Annotated in this window: 17 protein-coding genes and 1 tRNA gene; 8 read left to right on the top strand and 10 right to left on the bottom strand. The window is 58.9% G+C overall.

All coding sequences use genetic code 11. The annotated features are described in order from the left end of the window. Positions 1-17: 17 nt before the first annotated feature. The gene (locus LGT41_RS12815; RefSeq protein WP_274127285.1) at positions 18-2,504 is read right to left on the bottom strand and encodes a penicillin-binding protein 1A; all 2,487 of its coding nucleotides are present in this window, start codon (positions 2,502-2,504) and stop codon (positions 18-20) included. A 123-nt stretch (positions 2,505-2,627) separates the two neighbouring features. Next, on the bottom strand, positions 2,628-3,830 hold the full coding sequence (locus LGT41_RS12820; RefSeq protein WP_274127286.1) for an N-acetylmuramoyl-L-alanine amidase: 1,203 nt from the start codon (positions 3,828-3,830) through the stop codon (positions 2,628-2,630). Positions 3,831-4,234: 404 nt separating this feature from the next. Between LGT41_RS12820 and LGT41_RS12825 the strand changes: the two genes are divergently transcribed. The 5 genes from LGT41_RS12825 to aat all read left to right on the top strand — a co-directional run bounded on the left by LGT41_RS12825 (position 4,235) and on the right by aat (position 10,345). Continuing rightward, entirely contained in the window at positions 4,235-6,853 is a 2,619-nt protein-coding gene (locus tag LGT41_RS12825; protein ID WP_274127287.1) for an Rne/Rng family ribonuclease, read from the top strand. A 153-nt stretch (positions 6,854-7,006) separates the two neighbouring features. After that, the gene (locus LGT41_RS12830; protein ID WP_274127288.1) at positions 7,007-7,762 is read left to right on the top strand and encodes a DsbA family protein; all 756 of its coding nucleotides are present in this window, start codon (positions 7,007-7,009) and stop codon (positions 7,760-7,762) included. Between the two features lie 87 nt (positions 7,763-7,849). Further along, positions 7,850-8,347: an acetyl-CoA carboxylase biotin carboxyl carrier protein gene (gene accB, locus LGT41_RS12835; protein WP_274127289.1), complete on the top strand. Its 498-nt coding sequence runs from the start codon at positions 7,850-7,852 to the stop codon at positions 8,345-8,347. Positions 8,348-8,353: 6 nt separating this feature from the next. Then, on the top strand, positions 8,354-9,700 hold the full coding sequence (gene accC / locus LGT41_RS12840; RefSeq protein WP_274127290.1) for an acetyl-CoA carboxylase biotin carboxylase subunit: 1,347 nt from the start codon (positions 8,354-8,356) through the stop codon (positions 9,698-9,700). Between the two features lie 6 nt (positions 9,701-9,706). After that, positions 9,707-10,345 carry a leucyl/phenylalanyl-tRNA--protein transferase gene (gene aat / locus LGT41_RS12845; protein WP_274127291.1) on the top strand — a complete coding sequence of 213 codons (639 nt, stop codon included), beginning with the start codon at positions 9,707-9,709 and terminating at the stop codon, positions 10,343-10,345. On the opposite strand, the gene LGT41_RS12850 is transcribed toward aat, so the two are convergent. From LGT41_RS12850 to LGT41_RS12870, 5 genes are all read right to left on the bottom strand, one after another. Further along, positions 10,309-10,773, bottom strand: a complete 465-nt coding sequence (locus LGT41_RS12850; protein ID WP_274127292.1) for a DUF2155 domain-containing protein — start codon at positions 10,771-10,773, stop codon at positions 10,309-10,311. The genes aat and LGT41_RS12850 overlap by 37 nt on opposite strands. Continuing rightward, entirely contained in the window at positions 10,770-11,228 is a 459-nt protein-coding gene (gene mlaD / locus LGT41_RS12855; RefSeq protein ID WP_274127293.1) for an outer membrane lipid asymmetry maintenance protein MlaD, read from the bottom strand. The genes LGT41_RS12850 and mlaD overlap by 4 nt, the downstream gene beginning before the upstream one ends. A 3-nt stretch (positions 11,229-11,231) precedes the next feature. Then, a complete protein-coding gene (locus tag LGT41_RS12860; protein WP_274127294.1) occupies positions 11,232-11,600 on the bottom strand; it encodes an NADH:ubiquinone oxidoreductase subunit NDUFA12 in 369 nt (122 codons plus the stop codon). A gap of 68 nt (positions 11,601-11,668) precedes the next feature. After that, positions 11,669-12,934, bottom strand: coding sequence for an ATP-dependent Clp protease ATP-binding subunit ClpX (clpX, locus tag LGT41_RS12865; protein ID WP_274127295.1), 1,266 nt, complete (start codon positions 12,932-12,934; stop codon positions 11,669-11,671). A 90-nt stretch (positions 12,935-13,024) separates the two neighbouring features. Beyond that, positions 13,025-13,657 (bottom strand): ATP-dependent Clp protease proteolytic subunit, encoded by a 633-nt coding sequence (locus LGT41_RS12870; protein ID WP_274127296.1) that lies wholly within the window; start codon positions 13,655-13,657, stop codon positions 13,025-13,027. A gap of 182 nt (positions 13,658-13,839) precedes the next feature. Here LGT41_RS12870 and LGT41_RS12875 point away from each other — a divergent pair, with 182 nt between their 5' ends. Further along, the gene (locus LGT41_RS12875) at positions 13,840-14,934 is read left to right on the top strand and encodes a hypothetical protein (RefSeq protein ID WP_274127297.1); all 1,095 of its coding nucleotides are present in this window, start codon (positions 13,840-13,842) and stop codon (positions 14,932-14,934) included. Positions 14,935-14,980: 46 nt separating this feature from the next. On the opposite strand, the gene tig is transcribed toward LGT41_RS12875, so the two are convergent. Further along, on the bottom strand, positions 14,981-16,312 hold the full coding sequence (gene tig / locus LGT41_RS12880) for a trigger factor (protein ID WP_274127298.1): 1,332 nt from the start codon (positions 16,310-16,312) through the stop codon (positions 14,981-14,983). A gap of 130 nt (positions 16,313-16,442) precedes the next feature. Between tig and LGT41_RS12885 the strand changes: the two genes are divergently transcribed. Continuing rightward, positions 16,443-17,078, top strand: coding sequence for a hypothetical protein (locus LGT41_RS12885; RefSeq protein WP_274127299.1), 636 nt, complete (start codon positions 16,443-16,445; stop codon positions 17,076-17,078). A gap of 5 nt (positions 17,079-17,083) precedes the next feature. Here the strand turns inward: LGT41_RS12885 and LGT41_RS12890 are convergent. Continuing rightward, a tRNA-Leu gene (locus LGT41_RS12890) sits at positions 17,084-17,168 on the bottom strand. Positions 17,169-17,212: 44 nt separating this feature from the next. Further along, positions 17,213-18,928 carry an NAD(P)H-hydrate epimerase gene (locus LGT41_RS12895; RefSeq protein ID WP_274127300.1) on the bottom strand — a complete coding sequence of 572 codons (1,716 nt, stop codon included), beginning with the start codon at positions 18,926-18,928 and terminating at the stop codon, positions 17,213-17,215. A gap of 150 nt (positions 18,929-19,078) precedes the next feature. On the opposite strand from LGT41_RS12895, the gene LGT41_RS12900 reads away from it, so the two are divergent. Then, complete coding sequence (locus LGT41_RS12900) at positions 19,079-19,417, top strand: P-II family nitrogen regulator (protein ID WP_274127301.1); 339 nt, start codon at positions 19,079-19,081, stop codon at positions 19,415-19,417. The last annotated feature ends 32 nt before the right edge of the window (positions 19,418-19,449 follow it).

Here is a 19,449-nt window from a genome sequence, read left to right on the forward strand (position 1 = left end):
ACGGGGGCAAGGGGCAGCTAGTAAAGCCCGCCCGATGACAGCCCGCCGAATGTGGGTGCGGGCGGCAGCACGGTTTCCTGCCCGTCGATGATGACCGTTTCGCCGGTTTCGTTTTCGCCGCGGCCATAGATCAGCAGATCGCGCCCCATCGCAAAGCCGCCATCGACAAAATCGCCATAGGCGCCATAGGCGGGTTCCTCGCCGTCGCGGAACAGTTCTGTCACGACATATTCGCCGGTCGCATCATCGGGCAAACGCTCGCCGGTAAACCGGTCGATGCGCACAAAACGCGTGCCCGCGGGCACCGGGTATTCGTAAGAGCCATGATTCTCCATCATCGTGCGGAAAAACGCGGCGAACATATTGCCACACAGCGCGCCGCCCGATGCGCCAGGCCCCAGCGAGGTGGGGTTGTCATAGCCCATGTAGCAACCCGCCGCGATGCGCGGGGTAAAGCCGATGAACCAGGCATCCTTGGCGTCATTCGTGGTGCCGGTCTTGCCTGAAATGGGCACGCCAAGCCGCCCGACCGAACTGGCCGCCGTGCCGTTGGCAACAACACCGCGCATCATCGAGGCCAGTTGATAGGCGGTTACCGGGTCCATGATCTGGGTGGTGTTGCTGGCGATATATGGCTCGATCTCCGGGGTCAGATCCTCAAAACAGCCATAGCACTGGCGCTGGTCATGCCGGTAGATCGTATTGCCAAACCGGTCTTGCACGCGGTCAACCATTGTTGGTTCCACCCGGCGGCCGCCATTGGCAAACATCGCATAGGCGGTGACCATTTTGTAAAGCGTGGTTTCACCCGCCCCCAATGCATAGGACAATTGCTCGGGCATATCATCGTAAACGCCAAACCGTTCGGCATAGGCGGCAACGACATCCATGCCGATATCCTGCGCAACGCGCACGGTCATCAGGTTGCGCGAATACTCGATTCCGGTGCGCAAGGGCGCGGGGCCATAGAATTTGCGGCTGGCATTCTGCGGCCGCCAAATTCCATCACCCGTGCGCACTTCGATCGGTGCATCAACCACAATGCTGGCCGGGGTATAGCCATTGTCGAGCGCGGCCGCATAGATAAAGGGTTTGAAGGCAGAGCCCGGCTGGCGCTGCGCCTGGGTGGCGCGGTTGAACACGCTGGCCTGATAGGAAAATCCGCCCTGCATGGCCAGAACCCGGCCTGTTTGCGGGTCCATCGCCATGAACGCGCCCTGAATGGCGGGAATCTGGCGCAGCGACCAGCGTTCAAACACCCCGTCATTCGTTGTGATGGCCTTGACCATCACAACATCGCCCAAAGCCCAGATATCCGAGGCGGCCGAGGGGCGCGCGCCGGGGCGGCCATCCGATGTGGGGCGCCGCGCCCAGCGGCTGTCATCCACCGTCAGAAACTGGCCGTCGCCATCATCTGGAACACCTTCGATGCCGATACGCGCCGAATTGTCGCCCACCTGCAACACAACGGCCAGTGACCAGCCGGCAATATCGCGCGGCAGTTGCAATTCGGCCAGAGCGGCGCGCCAGGTCGGCTCATCGACCAGTTGCTCCTGAGGGATATTGGCCATCGGCCCCCAATAGATTTCGAGTTCGCGATCATATTCTTCCAGCCGGTCGCGCAGTGCCTGTGCAGCCGAGGCCTGCAATACAGGGTCGACCGTGGCGCGAATGGTCAGCCCGCCGCCGAAAAGCTGCTCATCGCCGATCGTGCCGGAAAGCTGGCGGCGGATCTCATCGGTGAAATAGCTGCGCGGCGGAATGGTTTCGCGCACCGAAACCAGTTGCCCGCCCTGCACCGTGTCAAGCGGGTCGGCCAATGCGGTGTCATATTCCTCTTGCGTGATATAGCCGTTCTGAAACATCTCACGCAGCACGAAAGCCCGCCGCTCCAAAGCGCGTTCGCGGTTGCGCACGGGGTGATAGTCATTCGGGTCTTTCAGATGGATCGCCAGAAAGGCGGCCTGGGCGATCGACAATTCTTCCAGCGGCAGGCCGAAATAGTTTTGCGCCGCCGCCGTAACCCCATAGGAATTGGCGCCCAGAAAGACATCATTCATGTAAAGCGCCAGAATCTGGTCTTTGGAAAGCGTCTGTTCCACCCGGTAGGCAAGGATGATCTCGCGGATCTTGCGCTCGATCTCGCGGCTGCCATCAAGCAGAAAGTTCTTCATGACCTGCTGGGTAATGGTCGAAGCGCCGCGCACATTTTCCCCGCGCGAGCGCACAGCCTCGACCAGAGCTGCCAGCATCCCGCGGGCATCAAAGCCCTGATGCTCGTAAAAATTCTTGTCCTCGGCGCTGATGAAGGCCCATTTCACGACATCGGGAATTTCATCAGCAGGCGTGAAGATGCGGCGTTCCCGCACGAATTCATCAAGAATGCGCCCATCGGATGAATAGACACGGCTCAGCGTGGCGGGGTTGTAGTTGCGCAGTGTTTCGGTATCGGGCAGATCGCGCGAATAGGCCGAAAAGACCCAGGCGATGCTTAGCACCGCCATAAGCGCGCCCAATGACAACCAGGCGAATATGAACCCTAAAAACCGCACGCTACGTCCTTTTCCAAATTGGCATTTTATAGGCTTCTGCGCCGCCAAGGCCAAGCGGAATGCGCAGCAGGGCCGCTAGTTTCGCATTAGAGCGCGGGTTTCCGCCATTTGCACGAACCAGGCATCAAGCGTGGCGATGATCTGAGCGTTGAGTGCAGCGCGCCATGTTTCGGACTGCATGTCTTCCAGATCCCCCGGTGTCGACATGAACCCAAGCTCAAGAAGCACCGAAGGAATGTCCGGGGCTTTCAGCACCCTGAACCCCGCCCAGCGGTGGCGCGATTTTGCACCGCTATCCAGCACCGCCAGCAGGCTGTCAGACAGCATCGCACCCAGGTTCTCCGATAGGAGATTGGTTTCGCGTTGCGCCATATCGACCAGAATTTCGGCAATCAGATCTTCTTCGCCATCCAGATCTATCCCGGCCAACAGGTCGGCGCGGTTTTCAAACTCGACAATCGCGGCGGTTTCGGCATCCGATGCTTCATCGGACAGGTTGTAAACGCTGGTGCCGCGTGCGCGCCCGCGCTCGGCTGTATTGGCATGAAGCGACAAAAGCACATGCGCACCCGCCGCGCGCGCAAGGCGCACGCGGTCGCGCAAAGACACAAATGTATCGGTCTCGCGAATCATGGCCACGCGATACCGGCCCGTGGCCAGCAGGGCAGTTCGCAATTCCTGCGCAACAACCAGGGTCAGGTCTTTTTCCAAAACATAGCCACGAATGGCGCCGGGGTCGACACCACCATGCCCGGCATCTATGGCCACAATCGGCAATCCCGCCTCGCCCTGAATATCCAGCGGGGTATTGACCTGCCATTCAACACCGGCGGGCGCGCCCGCCTGCGCGGCAAAGGCGCTGGCGGAAACCGGGCTCAGGCGCAAGTGCAAGCTGTTGGTCGTGGTGTCAAATTCAACCTCGCTCAGCGCAAGCGGCTGGTTCAGATCAAAGACCAGCCGCGACCAGTCGCGCGTGAATTGCCCAAATCGCAGCGCCTGCAATGCGGGGGTATCGGCCACAATATCAGGAGTAAGCCCGTTCCAGTCGAGCGTTGGAAAATCGACCACCAGGCGCCAGGGATCATCCAGCGTGAACACCCGAAACGGGCTTGGCTCATCGAGCGCGATCGCCGCGACCACCCCGAACCCATCGGCCACGAATTTCGTTTCGCCGGGGATTATGCGCACCTGCGCCGGGCTTTGGGCATGTAATGCGCCCGAAATCAGCAAGGCAAACAGCGCGATCCGTGCCAGAAAAGGTTGGAAAATTTTCTTCATGCCCGACGAATAAAGCCCCGACCCCATGAAGACAATCAGAATTCGATTGAATCTGCCCTGCCACCCCGACTATGTTGGGCTATCCACCTAACCCGTGGCCAAAACAGTTTCGCCGGACCGCGTGGCGATTGCACAACTCGCAATTTTGAACGTCCCCAGTCCGACAGGCGCCCATGCGCCAGATCACTCCCTGTAACTCAGGGTCACATTTTGGCACCGCTGACAACGGTGCTGGAGAAAACAACCGCGATGAAACGCGACGGACATATGCAGGCCCAGTTACCGCAAAGTTTTTGCGGCCGGTCGCATTATGCGCCACAGCGCCAATCTGCCCCATCCCACGCAGCACCCCCCGGTCAGCGCCAGTCTGGCGCCCTGCGGCTGTTTGCGTTCAGAAAGCCAACATGTCTAAAAAGATGCTTATTGATGCCACCCACGCCGAGGAAACGCGCGTTGTGGTGGTCGACGGAAACAAAGTTGAAGATTTCGATTTTGAGTCTGTAAACAAACGCCAGCTTGCCGGAAATATCTATCTAGCCAAGGTCACGCGGGTCGAACCCTCGTTGCAGGCGGCCTTTGTCGAATATGGCGGCAACCGGCACGGGTTTCTGGCCTTTTCCGAAGTTCACCCCGATTATTACCAAATTCCGCAAGCCGACCGTAAGGCGCTGCTTGAAGAAGAGGCCCGCGCCGCGCGTGAGGTCGAATCCGAGGAAGAGGAAAAGCCGAAACCGCGCAGCCGCACGCGCCGTCGTGGCGGCAAGAAGCGCGACGAGGCACAGCAGGCCGATGCCCAGCAAAACGAAACTGCTGACAGCGACGAGGGCGCTGCCCAGGGCGACGCTGGCGATGTGAACGCCACGCAGCCGCTGGAAGATGGCGCGCCCGCACAGGCCGATGAAACGGTCAGCGAACCGGCGGATATTGACGCAGATGCCGGCACCGGCCTGGTCGACAGCGATGATGACGGCAACGGCGACGAGGACGGCGACGACCATCCGCAACTTGTTGAAACCCCCGAAGGCCGCAACCGCCGCCGCAAGCCCGCGCAAAAGCGTGGTGACTCTGAGCAGGCTGATGACGAATACGAAACCGTTGGCGCGGATGATGTGGCCGAAGAGGTTGCCCCGCGCCGTGCGCCCCGCCACCGCCGCTACAAAATTCAGGAAGTGATCAAGGTGCGCCAGATCATGCTGATTCAGGTGGTCAAGGAAGAGCGCGGCAACAAGGGCGCTGCCGTTACCACCTACCTGTCGCTGGCCGGCCGCTACTGCGTGTTAATGCCCAATACCGCGCGTGGCGGTGGCATCAGCCGCAAGATCACCAATATCTCTGACCGCAAGAAGCTGAAAGAAATCGCCGCCGAAATTCAGGTGCCGAACGGCGCCGGGCTGATCATCCGCACGGCGGGCAGCCAGCGCACCAAGGCCGAGATCAAGCGCGATTACGAATATCTGCTGCGCCAATGGGAGCAGATTCGCGACCTCACGCTCAAATCTATGGCCCCGGCCCCGATTTACGAGGAAGGCAGCCTGATCAAACGTTCGATTCGCGACCTCTATAACCGCGATATCGACGAGATCTGGGTCGATGGCGAGGAAGGCTATCGCGAAGCCAAGGACTACATGAAAATGCTCATGCCGTCGCACGCCAAAAACGTGAAACGGTATGACGAATCATTGCCGCTTTTTGCGCGCTATCAGGTGGAAAACTACCTGTCGGCCATGTTCAACCCGACCGTGCAGCTCAAATCGGGCGGCTATATCGTTATCGGCATCACCGAAGCACTGGTCGCGATCGACGTGAACTCGGGCCGTTCAACGCGCGAGGGTTCCATCGAGGAAACCGCGCTGAAAACCAACCTTGAGGCCGCCGAAGAAGTTGCGCATCAGCTCAAGCTGCGCGACCTTGCCGGGCTGATCGTGATTGACTTCATCGACATGGAAGACCGCCGCAACAATCTGGCGGTTGAAAAGAAGATGAAGGACAAGCTGAAGAACGACCGCGCGCGCATTCAGGTGGGCCGCATTTCGGGCTTTGGCCTGATGGAGATGAGCCGCCAGCGCCTGCGCCCCGGCATGATCGAGGCCACCACCCAGCCCTGCCCGCATTGCCACGGCACCGGCATTACACGTTCCAACGACTCGATGGCGCTGGCCATTTTGCGCGAGCTGGAAGAGGAAGGCGTGCGCAAACGCGCCCGCGAGGTGCTGGTGACAGCGCCGGTGGAGGTGGCCAACTACCTGCTGAACGCCAAGCGCGAGCATGTGACCACGGTTGAAACCCGCTTTGGCCTGTCGGTGCGGATCGAGGCCGATGCCAGCCTGATCAGCCCGGAATACCGTGTCGAGCGGTTCAAAACCACCACCCGCCCGGTGGTCGAGGTTGAAACCGTGTCCTTTACCTCGGTCGCAGCACCGGATGTTGAAGAAGACCGCAGCGCAGATGAGGCCCAGGCCGCGCCCGCGCCCGTTCCTGCCGATCCCGATGATGATGCACCGCGCAAAAAGCGCCGTCGGCGGCGGCGGCGCGGTGGCAAGGGCCGCAATGGTGAGGATGGCAGCAACGAGGCCGAGGCAAGTGTTGCAGCCGATGGCGAAAAGGCCGCCGACCCTGCACCGGAAGCAGAACCTGCCCCCCAGGACGATGCGCCCGCCGCACAGCCTGACACCGAAGCCGCACCGGAAACCAAGGCCAGAAAGCCGCGCGCCCGCAAGCCGCGTGCCAGCAAAAAAGACGCTGATGCAGCCAAGCTAAAGGAAGCCGCCGCCGAAACGCCGCAGGAAACAACGGAGGTCGCAGACGCACCTGCTGTTGCACCACCCGAACCGGATGAAGCACCCGAACCGGATGCAGCACCCGAAGCAGCGCGCAAACCGGCGCGCAAACGCGCCAAAGCATCGGCCATCGTTCAGGCGGTTATTGCCGACCCTGCCCCAAAGGCAGAACCGGCAGCCGATACCACCGCCGAACCCGACGCCCCGCGCAAGCGCGGCTGGTGGTCGCGCGCGGTTGGCAAATAGGCCGAAAACGCCGAACCTTTCCGGTTTGCACCGGGAAGGTTCCTGCCGCTGCTGCTATTGCCCATGTTGATTAACTGGTAGAAAATGGCATGGTTAGCGCCTAGCTCCCGGCCCGCATCGGGGCCAAAACCGACACTGAATAAGGATATCTCCATGCGCCGCCTTCTCATCACCCTTTCGCTTTGCCTGTTCGGGCTGAATGCAAACGCTCAGAATTTCAGCGACATGACCCCGGACCAGCGCACAGCCTTTGGCGAGGCAGTGCGCAGCTATCTTCTGGAAAATCCCGAAGTTGTGATGGAGGCCGTGGCGATCTTGCAAGAGCGTGAAAGCCAGGCCGCCGTGAACAACGACCGCGAATTGGCGCTGCGCTACCAAAGCCAGCTCAACGATGATGGCTATTCCTTTGTCGGCGGCAATCCTGATGGCACCATCAATCTGGTCGAATTCATCGACTATCGTTGCGGCTACTGCCGCCGCGCCCATGCAGAAGTGCGCGCGCTGGTCGCGGCCAATGACGATATTCGCTATGTCATCAAGGAATTCCCGATTCTGGGCGAAGACAGCGTCGTTGCCTCGCGCGCGGCGCTTGCCGTGTTGGTGAATGATGGCGAAGAGGTCTATTACAAAATGAACGATCTGCTCATGACATTTGAAGGCCCCTATAACGATGCGACCCTGGAAGACATGGCGCTTGAAGCCGGCGCCGACCCGGTGCGCATGGCCGAGCTTATGAATACCCCGCTGATTACCGACATGATTGCCAATAACCGCGCCCTTGCACAGCGTATCCAGATCACCGGCACGCCAACCTTTGTGTTCGGAAACCAGATGGTGCGCGGCTATGTCAGCCCCGATGTGATGAACGCCTTGCTGGAAGATGCGCGCGATGCGCTCCCCCAGCAATAGAAGCGCACTTTTCATGGCGGCCCGCGACGCGTATAAAGGCCGCAGAACACGACAGCCAGCCCGCTGGCCCATAAAATTGAGGGATAGATGAGCGATTCCAAGCATGAATCAGATGTGAGCTTTATCAAGGCACTGGCCGAGATGCTGCGCAGCAATGACCTGACCGAGATTGAAGTGCGCCGTGAATATGGCGAGGATGATGTGCTGGATGTGCGCGTTGCCCGCCAGATGCAATCGGCCCCGGTCATGGTGCAGGCACCGGCGGCACCAGCACCCGCCACCGCAGCCGCCAGCCCGGCCCCGGCAAGTGCCGCGCCCGCCGCCGCCGCGCCATCTGACCCGGCCCAACACCCCGGCGCCGTGCCCTCACCGATGGTTGGCACCGCCTATCTGGCGGCGGAACCCGGCAAGCCGAATTTCGTTTCGGTTGGCGACAAGGTGGCCGAAGGCCAGACGATTCTGATTATCGAAGCCATGAAAACCATGAACCAGATTCCCGCGCCGCGTGCTGGCACAATCAAGCGCGTGCTGGTTGATGATGGTGCGCCGGTCGAATTTGGCACCCCGCTTGTGATCATCGAGTAGGTGGCAATGTTCAAGAAAATCCTGATCGCAAATCGCGGCGAGATTGCCCTGCGGGTGGTGCGCGCCTGTCGCGAAATGGGCATCCAGTCGGTTGCCGTGCATTCCACCGCCGATAGCGACGCGATGCATGTGCGCATGGCCGATGAAAGCGTGTGCATCGGCCCGCCAAGCTCGACCCAATCCTACCTGTCGATCCCGAATATCATTTCGGCTTGCGAGATTACCGGCGCGGAAGCAATCCATCCCGGTTACGGTTTTCTGTCGGAAAACGCGAATTTCGTGCAGATCGTCGAGGACCATGACCTGAAGTTCATCGGCCCGACCGCGCAGCATATCCGCATCATGGGCGACAAGATCACCGCCAAGGATACGATGAAAAACCTTGGCGTGCCCTGTGTGCCCGGCTCGGATGGCGGTGTGCCGACCGTTGAGGAAGCCCGCCGCATTGCGGGCGATATGGGCTATCCGGTGATTGTGAAAGCCACCGCCGGTGGTGGCGGGCGCGGCATGAAGGTTGCCAAATCGGCGGCCGATATCGACGTGGCCTTTTCTACGGCACGCTCGGAATCCAAGGCCGCCTTTGGCAATGACGAGGTCTATATCGAGAAATACCTCACCCTGCCCCGCCATATCGAGGTGCAGGTTTTTGGCGATGGCAAAGGCAATGCCGTGCATCTGGGCGAGCGTGATTGTTCGCTGCAACGCCGCCACCAGAAGGTGTTCGAGGAAGCCCCCTCGCCGGCGATCGATGCCGAAACACGCGCGCGCATCGGCAAGACCTGTGCCGACGCTGTGGCCGAAATCGGCTATGCCGGGGCCGGCACGATCGAATTTCTGTATGAGAATGGCGAGTTCTATTTCATTGAAATGAACACCCGCCTGCAGGTCGAACACCCTGTGACCGAAGCGGTATTTGGTGTCGATCTTGTGCGCGAACAAATTCGCGTGGCTGCGGGCCTGCCACTGTCATTCAAACAGGAAGATCTGGTGGTAAAGGGCCATGCCATCGAATGCCGGATCAACGCCGAAAAACTGCCGAATTTCCAGCCCTCGCCCGGCAAGATCGCGCAATATCATGCGCCCGGCGGGCTTGGGGTGCGGATGGACAGCCATTTGTATGACGGCTATACGATTCCACCCTATTATGACAGCCTGATCGGCAAGCTCATCGTGTTTGGGCGTGACCGCCCCGAAGCCCTGGCACGACTCAACCGCGCTTTGGGCGAGTTGATTGTCGATGGCATTCACACCACAACCCCGCTTTTTCACCAGCTTCTGGCCGAACCCGATGTGCAATCGGGGAATTATACCATTCACTGGCTGGAAAAATGGCTGGAGAAACAGGGCGGCTAGGCTGCCATGAAAGACGATATTGAGATCACCCCCGCATTGCTGGTGCAAGCCTATCGTGCGGGGGTATTTCCAATGGCGGAAGATGCCGGTTCCGAGACATTGTTCTGGGTCGACCCACCGGCGCGGGGCATCATTCCGATTGACGGTTTCCATGTCTCACGCAGCCTAAAAAAGCGCATAAGATCAGGGTATTATACGGCATCACGCAACCAATGCTTCAGCAGGGTCATGGCCGAATGCGCCCGGCGCGATGTCACCTGGATCAACCCGCAGATCATCACGCTTTATACGGCCCTGCACCATCAGGGCATCGCGCATTCCCAGGAAATCTGGCGCGATGGCGCGCTGGTTGGCGGGGTTTACGGGCTGGCCATTGGCGGGGCATTTTTTGGTGAAAGCATGTTTTCGTGCGCCACCGACGGCTCCAAGCTTGCGCTTTTGGCGCTGATCGCGCAGTTGCGCGGGCTAGGGTTTAGGCTGTTTGACACGCAATTCCTGACACCGCATCTGGCAAGCCTGGGGGGTGTCGAGATCAGTCGTGCGCAGTATCATCGGCGCCTGGAAGCGGCTTTGGCGCAATCGCCCAGGCCTTTTGCGCCCTGCCCGCCCTATTCGTTAACGCAGGATATGACCCAGATATCATAGCGCGGATGGTCGAGTGCGGCGAGCGCCGGGCTAGAGGCAACCATCCAGCCGCGAAAACGCACGGCATCTTCGCGAATATCCTGAATTGTCAGCAAGGCAAACGCGTCGCGGTCAATGTCATCGCGCGGGTAGCGGCAGGCTTCGAGCGTTACGTTAAGCCGTTCAAATTGCAGGGTTTCCCCAACCGAAATCTGGAAATTGCCCACCGTGCCGGTAATCGTGTCGAGCCCGCGCAGCACGGCGGCATTTGCCGCGTCGGAATTGGCAGACCGCACCCCGCCCGAGCTTATGAATTCCGGGATGTCCGGCACGGGAATTTCGCCGGTCTGGGAATCGGGCTCGATGAATGGCAAAAGATCATCGGCCAGCGATTGTGCAAATCCGGGGGCTGCCAGCAGGCAAATTGCGCATGTCAGGGGCCGGATCATTGCGCCGCGTCATCCCCGCCGCCGCCAGATGCGAATTTCATCAGCAAATTCAACAGGCTGACCGAGCCTTGCGTATAGGTTATTTCCTGCCCGTCGGCCAGAATGATGGGCGAGCCACCGGGAACAAGCTCGATGAAATTGCCGCCAAGCAGGCCTTCGCTGGCCACTTTGGCCTCGGAATCGTCGGGAATTTCAACGGTCTGGTCGACCGCCAGCACGGCAACCGCCTGATAGGTTGCCCGATCCAGGCTCAGCGCGGTCAATGTGCCAACGCGCACCCCGGCCAGCCGCACCTCCGAGCCAACGCGCAGCCCTTCGGCGCTGCCAAACCGCGCTTCCAGCGTAATTTCATTGGCCGCAGCACCGCTGGTAAACTGGCTGGCATAGGCCAGGAACCCGACAGCCACAGCCACAACCACGGCCCCGATCAGCGTTTCAGCGGCGTTATTGGCCATGTTTTATTCCGGCTGCCAAGCGTCATAATCCGAACGCTTGGCGGGTTGGGCCGAATACATCGAACCCGGCGGATGGTAGGCCGCGTCGGTGCCCGTCAGATTCGGCACATGCGGTTTTTCCCAAGCCTGGTGTTTGAGCGGCGTGCCGCTTGGCATTTCATCAAATGTGTGGTGCAGCCAGCCATGCCAATCCGGCGAAATGCGGCTGGCTTCAGATTCGCCGTTGTAAATAACCCAGCGGCGGGCCTTGTGCGTGTAATAGCGGTTGCCCTGATCATCGGTGCCGACATGCTTGCCCGTGCGCCATGTGTTCAGCCGCGTGCCCAAAGTCTGGCCGTTCCACCAGGTAAACATTTGTGATAGCAAGCCCATAAGCCCCTTACCCCGATAATTTGCGCCTGTTTAGCGCCGCCAAGCCCGCGCGTAAAGATGCGCCCGCCTTACGAGGCGGAAACGCTCTCATCCTTGCGCTTGGAATAGATGATCAGCGGCTCGCCATTGCGGTTGATGCAGTCATCATTCACCACAACCTCGGCCACGCCTTCCATGCCGGGCAATTCATACATCGTATCCAGCAGCACGTCTTCAAGGATCGAGCGTAGCCCGCGCGCGCCTGTCTTGCGCTCGATCGCGCGTTCGGCAATGGCTTTCAGCGCGTCATCGGTGAAGGACAGTTGCACATCTTCCATGTCGAACAGGCGCTGATACTGCTTTACAAGCGCATTTTTCGGCGCGCTCAGAATGGTGACAAGCGCGTCGATATCCAGATCGGTCAGCGTGGCGATCACCGGCAATCGGCCCACAAATTCGGGGATAAGGCCGAATTTCAACAGGTCTTCGGGCTGCACATCGGCGAAGATTTCACCAACGCGCCGCTCGTCCTGGCCGCGCACATCGGCACCAAAGCCAACGGCCGAGCCTTTGCCGCGCGCCGCGATGATTTTATCCAAGCCCGCAAAGGCCCCGCCGCAGATGAACAGAATGTTTGTAGTGTCGACCTGCAAAAACTCTTGCTGCGGATGCTTGCGCCCACCTTGTGGCGGCACAGATGCAACCGTGCCTTCCATGATTTTCAGCAAGGCCTGCTGCACACCCTCGCCCGAAACATCGCGCGTGATGCTGGGGTTGTCGGATTTGCGCGAAATCTTGTCGACCTCGTCGATATAGACAATGCCGCGCTGCGCGCGTTCCACGTTATATTCGGCCGATTGCAGCAGTTTGAGGATGATATTCTCGACATCCTCACCCACATAGCCCGCCTCGGTCAGCGTGGTTGCATCGGCCATTGTGAAGGGCACATCGATGATGCGCGCCAGCGTTTGCGCCAGCAGGGTTTTGCCGCAGCCCGTGGGGCCGATCAGCATGATGTTGGATTTCGCCAGCTCAACTTCGCCATGCTTGTCGGCGCTGTTGAGGCGTTTGTAATGGTTATGCACGGCAACCGACAGAATGCGCTTGGCCACTTCCTGACCGATCACATAATCATCCAGCACCTTGCAGATGTCTTTCGGGGTCGGCACACCGACCGAGGATTTGACCAGCGAAGACTTTGTTTCTTCGCGGATGATATCCATGCACAATTCAACGCATTCATCGCAGATGAACACGGTAGGGCCAGCGATCAGCTTACGCACCTCATGCTGGCTTTTGCCGCAGAAAGAGCAATAAAGCGTGTTTTTGCTGTCTGATCCGCCTGATTTGCTCATGCGTTCTCCTGCTTGTCTGCACTGTATACCACAGCGCCAATCTATTTCGCCCTATTAGGGCACGAGCTTGCGGCAAAGCACAAGTGCTTGTTACGCTGCACTGTCTTCCGGCGGGCTGCGATGGGTCACGATTTCATCGATCAAACCCCAGTCCTTCGCCTCTTGCGCGGTCATGAAATTATCCCGGTCAAGCGCCTTTTCTACGGTTTCAAGGTCTTGCCCGCAATGCTTGACGTAAATGCCGTTCAGCCGGTCTTTCAGCTCCTGAATTTCCTTGGCATGAAGCGCAATATCGCTGGCCTGCCCCTGAAACCCGCCCGAAGGCTGATGCACCATTACCCGGCTGTTGGGCAGCGACATGCGCATCCCTTCGGTGCCGCCGCAAAGCAGCAGCGCCCCCATCGAGGCCGCCTGCCCGATGCATACGGTCGAGATTTTGGGTTTGATATATTGCATCGTGTCATAGATCGACAGGCCAGATGACACAACGCCGCCGGGCGAGTTGATATACATCGCGATTTCCTTGTTCGGATTTTCCGCTTCCAGAAACAGCAATTGCGCCACGATCACCGTGGCCATTTCATCATGCACGGGGCCGGAAACGAAGATGATCCGCTCTTTCAGCAGACGCGAGAAAATATCGTAGCGGATCGAGCCGCGGGCGTTGGTTTCCTCCACCGTCGGGATGATGAAGCTTTTGGCGATCATGGAGGGATCAAACATGGCAATGTCCTAACTTGGTCTACCAGCCGGCCTTAGCCTTTTGGTGTTGAGGAAAGGTTTAATCATGCCAGCCGCCAGCCGCAAGGGCGTGTGGGCAAATATCACGCAGCGATGATTTGGCTTTTGCGCAAAAGCGCTGTGCGGGGTATCATTGCGCAGTTTGCAAGAACGGAAATATTTTCATGTTACAGATCAAATCAGACGGGAAGCAGATTACCTGCACAAATACCCTGAAACTCGAAAAAATTGGCGCAATTGCCGCGCAAGAGCTGAGCTGCACCATGCAGCTTGTGCCGGGGATGGATATGAAGTCGGACCTGGGCAAAGACCTTGCCAAAAGGTTCGAGGCGACCTTCCCCGACCGTATCAAGAACGAAATGGGCAAGCTTGAGGATAAATTCAGCCGTGCCCGCCTGCAATTGGCGCGGATGTTGAAAAATAACGACCCTGCCGTGAAGATGAAAACCTTCGCCGATAGCCAGCAGGAAGCGTTGATTGCAGATTGGAACAATTTCCACGGCAAATATGCCGAGCGAATCGCCGTGGATGTGCTGGGCGACAGCGCCAAGCTGATCGGCAAAGCGGCGGAAGAAGAGGTGAAGAAGCTGAAGCCGAAATTCAGCTTTGATACCCTGCGCGATGCCAAGGCCAATTTCATGACCGGCGTTTTGGGGGCCGATGGTGCGGGGGCGGTCAATGCCGCCAGCACCGGCAATGTTGGCGCGCTCATCCCGATGATCAACGGCGCGGGGGCGCAAATTGGTGCTTCTGTCACCATTTGGGATGGGAACGAGCAGATTTTCAAGCAAAGCCAGATTTCTGCGGGCGGGCTGGCCAGCGATGTCGGCAAAATCTCCAAAGCCGTGCAAACCGGCATTACCCGCATCGCCCGCATGGAAAAGCTGCGCGTGGCAACGCGGGCGCGGATTGTGAAGGCAACGATCGAAAGCCAGAAGGCCGCCGATGTGCTGACCAAAGCCATGCGCGCCGCGCTGAAGGGCAAGGACAGTCGCCAGATCAGGGTGATTGACGCCACCCGCCGCCAGGTGGCCGGCACCAAGGCCGAGGCACTGAAACTGCGCGATTCCATCGCGCCGACCGACCAGATTTTGAAGCTGCTGACCGAGGCCAAGGCGCTGATAGATCAGGCCGAAGCACTGGCCAAGGGCAATGCGGGCAGCGCGAATGATGCGGCAAGCAAAGCCAAGAGCATTTCCAAAGACCTGAAAACCGGGGCAAGCGCGCTGAACGTGCTGACCACCCGGCTGCGCGGATAAAAAAGGCGACCCGAAGGCCGCCTTTTCAAATCACTGTCCCGAATTTTTATTCGTCTTCCAGCGCTTCAATCGCTTTTTCCAGCTCGGCTTTGGTGACCGTTTTGTCGGTTACTTGCGCCAGTTCAAAGATGTAGTCCACAACCTTGTCTTCAAAGATCGGGGCGCGCATCTGCTGCTGGGCCTGCTGGTTTTTCTGGATGAAGTCGAAAAACTCACGCTCCTGCCCCGGATAGCGGCTGGCCTGGCGGAACATGGCCTGCTGCATTTCGGCATCCGAAACCACAATCTCGTTCTTCGTGCCAACCTCGGCCAGCAAAAGGCCAAGGCGCACGCGGCGGCCAGCCAGTTTTTTATGCTCGTCGGTGGTCTCGATCTCGGGGTGGTCGTGGCCATCCACGTCGGGGTTGTCTTCATGCCATAGCTGGTGGGCAATCTGGCCCGCTTCGGCATTGACCAGCGTTTCGGGCAGGTCGAACTTCACCACACCGTCAAGCGCATCCATCAGCTTGCGCTTCATCACGGCGCGGGCGGCACCCTTGTATTCTTCGGCCAAACGGTCGGAAACCTGTTTGCGCAGCGCGGCAAGGTCTTCGGCGCCGTATTTGGTGGCCAGCTCGTCATCCAGCGGTGCGGGCTTGGGTTCACGCACTTCCTTGATGGTGCAGGCGAACACCGCGTCTTTACCGGCAAGGTTCTTTGCACCGTAATTTTCGGGGAAGGTGACTTTGACCTCAACCTCTTCGCCCTCTTTCACGCCGTCAAGCTGCTCTTCAAAGCCGGGGATGAAGCTGCCCGAACCCAGCACCAGCGGATAATCCTCGGCGGTGCCGCCTTCAAACAGCTCCCCATCGACCGAGCCTTTGAAGTCGATCACGACCTGGTCACCGTCTTTGGCCTTGGAGCCTTTGCGGCGCTTCTCGAAATGGTTGGACGAGGCGGCAAGGTTGGTCAGCGCCTCTTCAACCGAAGCCTCGTCAACCTCGGCGACCAGACGCTCAAGCTTGATTTTGCTGAAATCGGTTTCCGGCACAACGGGCAGGTTTTCATATTCCAGCGTGACGTTCACGTCATCGCCTTCTTTCCATTCCTCATCGGCCATTTTTACATCGGGCTGCACGGCGGGGCGGTCGCCCGTTTTGGTGAAATGCTCGTTCACCGCGCCATCAACGGCTTCCTGCAAGGCTTCGCCCAGAACGGATTTGCCGAACATCTTCTTCATCAGCGCCATCGGGGCCTTGCCCTTGCGAAAGCCCTTCATCTGAAAATCCGCACGCGCGGTTTCGAGTTTTTCGTCCACCTTGGCGGCAAGCTCCTCGGCAGTAACCTTGATGGCATAGGCGCGCTTCAGGCCTTCGTTCAGGGTTTCGGTGACCTGCATGTTGATCCTCTAGTTGCTAGCGGGCGCATCCGCCCCAATCCAAAATCCCGCCCCTTCTATTGATGGGCCGTGCGTGTTGCAAGGGGGAATGGCAGGCCATATACGAAATGCACAACCATAGCGAGTTTGTATGCGTCTGCGTTCTGAAATTGTGACACCCATTGTATCAGTCATCCTTGTGATCGGTGCGATCGTCTGGTTTGTGGCTGCAAACTGGGATGAAAAATCAAGACTATTCCCCGGCGATTTGGATGAAGTCATAGAATCCAACGCCATCTTTTGTTTTAATCAAACACCGTCAGGGCAGTGTGAATGGATCGAGTTTAGGGATTCAAACGAGCGCGGGTCAGAATTTTCATATATTGTTCAAATTGTCGAAGGAAGAATTCAAGGCCACAGCCAAAGGCATAGATATATTGAAGGTCGACGATGCCGCTCGCTACGTCGATATCTTACCATTGGCAACGATATCCTTGACCTTGGTTTACCGGTTCGTGAGATTTTCCACATCGGCGCTGATACTGAGCGTTACTATTTGCGCGGCGCCAATAACGCCACATTCTTCGACGATGAGGGATTGGAAACAGCAAATGGCAGTTTGTATGATTTGAACCTGCCGCAATACTGCTCAGAATACGACCTGGCGGAACCCGGTGCGGGCTATGACCTTGTCCACTTTGGGTTCAGCGGATCGGAACAATTTTCCGAACAAAACAACGTGACATTGCTTCCTGCCGACACAAGCTATGTTGATCTTGTCCGATGAAACTCTGGTGCGGGTGGAGGGACTTGAACCCCCACGCCTTGCGGCGCTAGAACCTAAATCTAGTGCGTCTACCAATTTCGCCACACCCGCGTTCCGGCGCGCTATGTAACAAGTTCACTCTGGCGGGAAAAGCCCTAATTCACGCCCAGCGCCCGAAATACCGCGGGGAGTTGTTCGGGAATATCCTCGGCAATCAGGCCTGGGCCGAAATGGCGGGCGCATTCGACATGCAGCCATGCGGCACTCTCGGCAGCGGCCATAGGTGCTAGGCCGCGCGCCAGCAAGCCTGTGATGAACCCCGCCAGCACATCGCCCGAACCAGCGGTGGCAAGCCAGGGCGCGGCGCGCTCGTAATGGGCCGAGTTGATGGCGCAGCGGCCCTGCGGGTCGGCGATCACCGTATCGGCGCCTTTGAACAGCACCACGCAGCCTGCGCGGGTGGCGGCTTCGCGCGTGGCATCGACCTTGGAATAGGCGGGGCCTTTTGTGGCGGGGGCAGCGAGTTTTTCAGCGATATCGGGGAACAGCCGCGCAAATTCGCCCGCATGGGGGGTGAGGATGCAGTTTTCGTGCAAGGCAGCAAAAAGCGCGGGGTGTTTTGCCAGCAGCGTCAGCGCATCGGCATCAAGCACAACGCACCGACCACGCGCCGCCCCGGCCCCCGCGCCGGGGCCTCTACTTTGCGTGGGGGCGTCGAGGTCCCGGGTCAAGCCCGGGACGGCGCTATCCCTGCCCCCAACCTCATCTCCGTAGGGTGCGCATTCATTCCGCATCTCTGGGCGCACCTCTGGGCGCGCCTCTACAGGCACGCCCAAAACCTCCGCCAAAATCCCGACTTCGCGCGCCGATGTCCCAAACCCCGGCCCGATGCATAGCGCGTTGATCCGCGCATCCTCCAAAATTCCGGCGAGCGCACCCACATCCACCACAGGTTTGAGCATGATGGCATTCAACTGCGCCGCATGTTCCGCCATTGCTTCAGGCGGCGCACCGACCGTCACCACCCCTGCCCCAATGCGCAGCGCCCCGCGTGCAGCGAGGCGCGCGGCACCGGTTTGGCCTGCCGGACCTGAAAGGATGAGGGCGTGGCCGTGGGCATATTTATGCAATGACGGTGCTTTGTGGGCCGCAATAATTGAAGCACTGGTCAGTTTCGTTGCCGAAAATGCGTTTCCCTGCAAACCAATATCAATAACTTTTACACCGCGCGATCTTGTGTTTTCGGCACCTTTGTTCAAATAATGGCCTTGCTTGGCCGCATGGAATGTAACCACCAGTTTAGGGAGTATCGTGCGGCTGCTGTTTAGTGCTCGTCCACTATCAGCGCATATTCCGCTCGCTATATCGACAGCTACGGTTTTTAACCTACTGCGAGAGGATTGTCCGTCGATGGTTGCTGCAACCCAGCTTCCGAGTTCGGCCGGGAATGGTCGCGTCAATCCAGTTCCGAAACAAGCGTCGATGAAAACATCAGTATTCTGATAGAACAACGCATCAACAGCCAATTGTGTCGCACCGGACACAGAGTGTCCCGCCCCCAACCACCGCTCATAATTCACCCGCGCATCCGGCGGCAACCGCTCCGCATCGCCATACAAAAACACCTCGACATCCCAGCCGCGCGCCTTCAGCAACCGCGCCACGACAAATCCGTCACCACCATTATTCCCCGGCCCGCACAGCACCACGGCCTTGTGGCTGGTCAGCGCAAGTTCTGGCCATTCTTCCAGCACCGCCTCCACAACGCCCTGCCCCGCGCGCTCCATCAGTTCCAGCCCGGTTACGGCACCAGACTCGATGGCGGCTTGCTCGATGGCGCGCATCTGGGCGGCGGTTAGAAGTTCAGTCATGGTTTCAGCCTGTGCAACTCTTGGGCATTATGCCTAATTTTCGGGCAGTGGCGGCGAATTTCCGCGCCACATCGCACCCACGCCAGCTTAGGCAATTGCACCCCACCTGCACAGGTGCAATTTAGCCCCCAGACGATAGCCGGAGGCCCCATGAAGAAAATCGAAGCCGTCATCAAACCCTTCAAGCTCGACGAGGTGAAGGAAGCCCTGCAGGACGCTGGCGTTCAGGGGCTGAGCGTGATCGAGGCCAAGGGTTTTGGCCGCCAGAAAGGCCATACCGAACTGTATCGCGGTGCCGAATACGTTGTCGATTTCCTGCCGAAGGTAAAAATCGAGGTCGTGGTCGCCGATGATCAGGTCGAACAGGTTGTTGAAGCCATTATCGACGCCGCCAAAACCGGCAAGATCGGCGATGGCAAAATCTTCGTATCGTCTGTTGAACAGGCGATCCGCATTCGCACCGGCGAAGAGGGCAACGAGGCCCTTTAGCCCCGAACTTTCCACCAGAACACAGGTATCAT

Source organism: Abyssibius alkaniclasticus, from assembly GCF_020447305.1.
In the GTDB taxonomy this organism is placed as follows: domain Bacteria; phylum Pseudomonadota; class Alphaproteobacteria; order Rhodobacterales; family Rhodobacteraceae; genus Abyssibius; species Abyssibius alkaniclasticus.

Bases quoted from the DNA above. Each gene is read 5' to 3' on its own strand.
- LGT41_RS12815 (WP_274127285.1), bottom strand. From the start codon at position 2,504: ATGGCGGTGCTAAGCATCGCCTGGGTCTTTTCGGCCTATTCGCGCGAT.
- LGT41_RS12820 (WP_274127286.1), bottom strand. From the start codon at position 3,830: ATGAAGAAAATTTTCCAACCTTTTCTGGCACGGATCGCGCTGTTTGCC.
- LGT41_RS12825 (WP_274127287.1), top strand. From the start codon at position 4,235: ATGTCTAAAAAGATGCTTATTGATGCCACCCACGCCGAGGAAACGCGC.
- LGT41_RS12830 (WP_274127288.1), top strand. From the start codon at position 7,007: ATGCGCCGCCTTCTCATCACCCTTTCGCTTTGCCTGTTCGGGCTGAAT.
- accB (WP_274127289.1), top strand. From the start codon at position 7,850: ATGAGCGATTCCAAGCATGAATCAGATGTGAGCTTTATCAAGGCACTG.
- accC (WP_274127290.1), top strand. From the start codon at position 8,354: ATGTTCAAGAAAATCCTGATCGCAAATCGCGGCGAGATTGCCCTGCGG.
- aat (WP_274127291.1), top strand. From the start codon at position 9,707: ATGAAAGACGATATTGAGATCACCCCCGCATTGCTGGTGCAAGCCTAT.
- LGT41_RS12850 (WP_274127292.1), bottom strand. From the start codon at position 10,773: ATGATCCGGCCCCTGACATGCGCAATTTGCCTGCTGGCAGCCCCCGGA.
- mlaD (WP_274127293.1), bottom strand. From the start codon at position 11,228: ATGGCCAATAACGCCGCTGAAACGCTGATCGGGGCCGTGGTTGTGGCT.
- LGT41_RS12860 (WP_274127294.1), bottom strand. From the start codon at position 11,600: ATGGGCTTGCTATCACAAATGTTTACCTGGTGGAACGGCCAGACTTTG.
- clpX (WP_274127295.1), bottom strand. From the start codon at position 12,934: ATGAGCAAATCAGGCGGATCAGACAGCAAAAACACGCTTTATTGCTCT.
- LGT41_RS12870 (WP_274127296.1), bottom strand. From the start codon at position 13,657: ATGTTTGATCCCTCCATGATCGCCAAAAGCTTCATCATCCCGACGGTG.
- LGT41_RS12875 (WP_274127297.1), top strand. From the start codon at position 13,840: ATGTTACAGATCAAATCAGACGGGAAGCAGATTACCTGCACAAATACC.
- tig (WP_274127298.1), bottom strand. From the start codon at position 16,312: ATGCAGGTCACCGAAACCCTGAACGAAGGCCTGAAGCGCGCCTATGCC.
- LGT41_RS12885 (WP_274127299.1), top strand. From the start codon at position 16,443: ATGCGTCTGCGTTCTGAAATTGTGACACCCATTGTATCAGTCATCCTT.
- LGT41_RS12895 (WP_274127300.1), bottom strand. From the start codon at position 18,928: ATGACTGAACTTCTAACCGCCGCCCAGATGCGCGCCATCGAGCAAGCC.
- LGT41_RS12900 (WP_274127301.1), top strand. From the start codon at position 19,079: ATGAAGAAAATCGAAGCCGTCATCAAACCCTTCAAGCTCGACGAGGTG.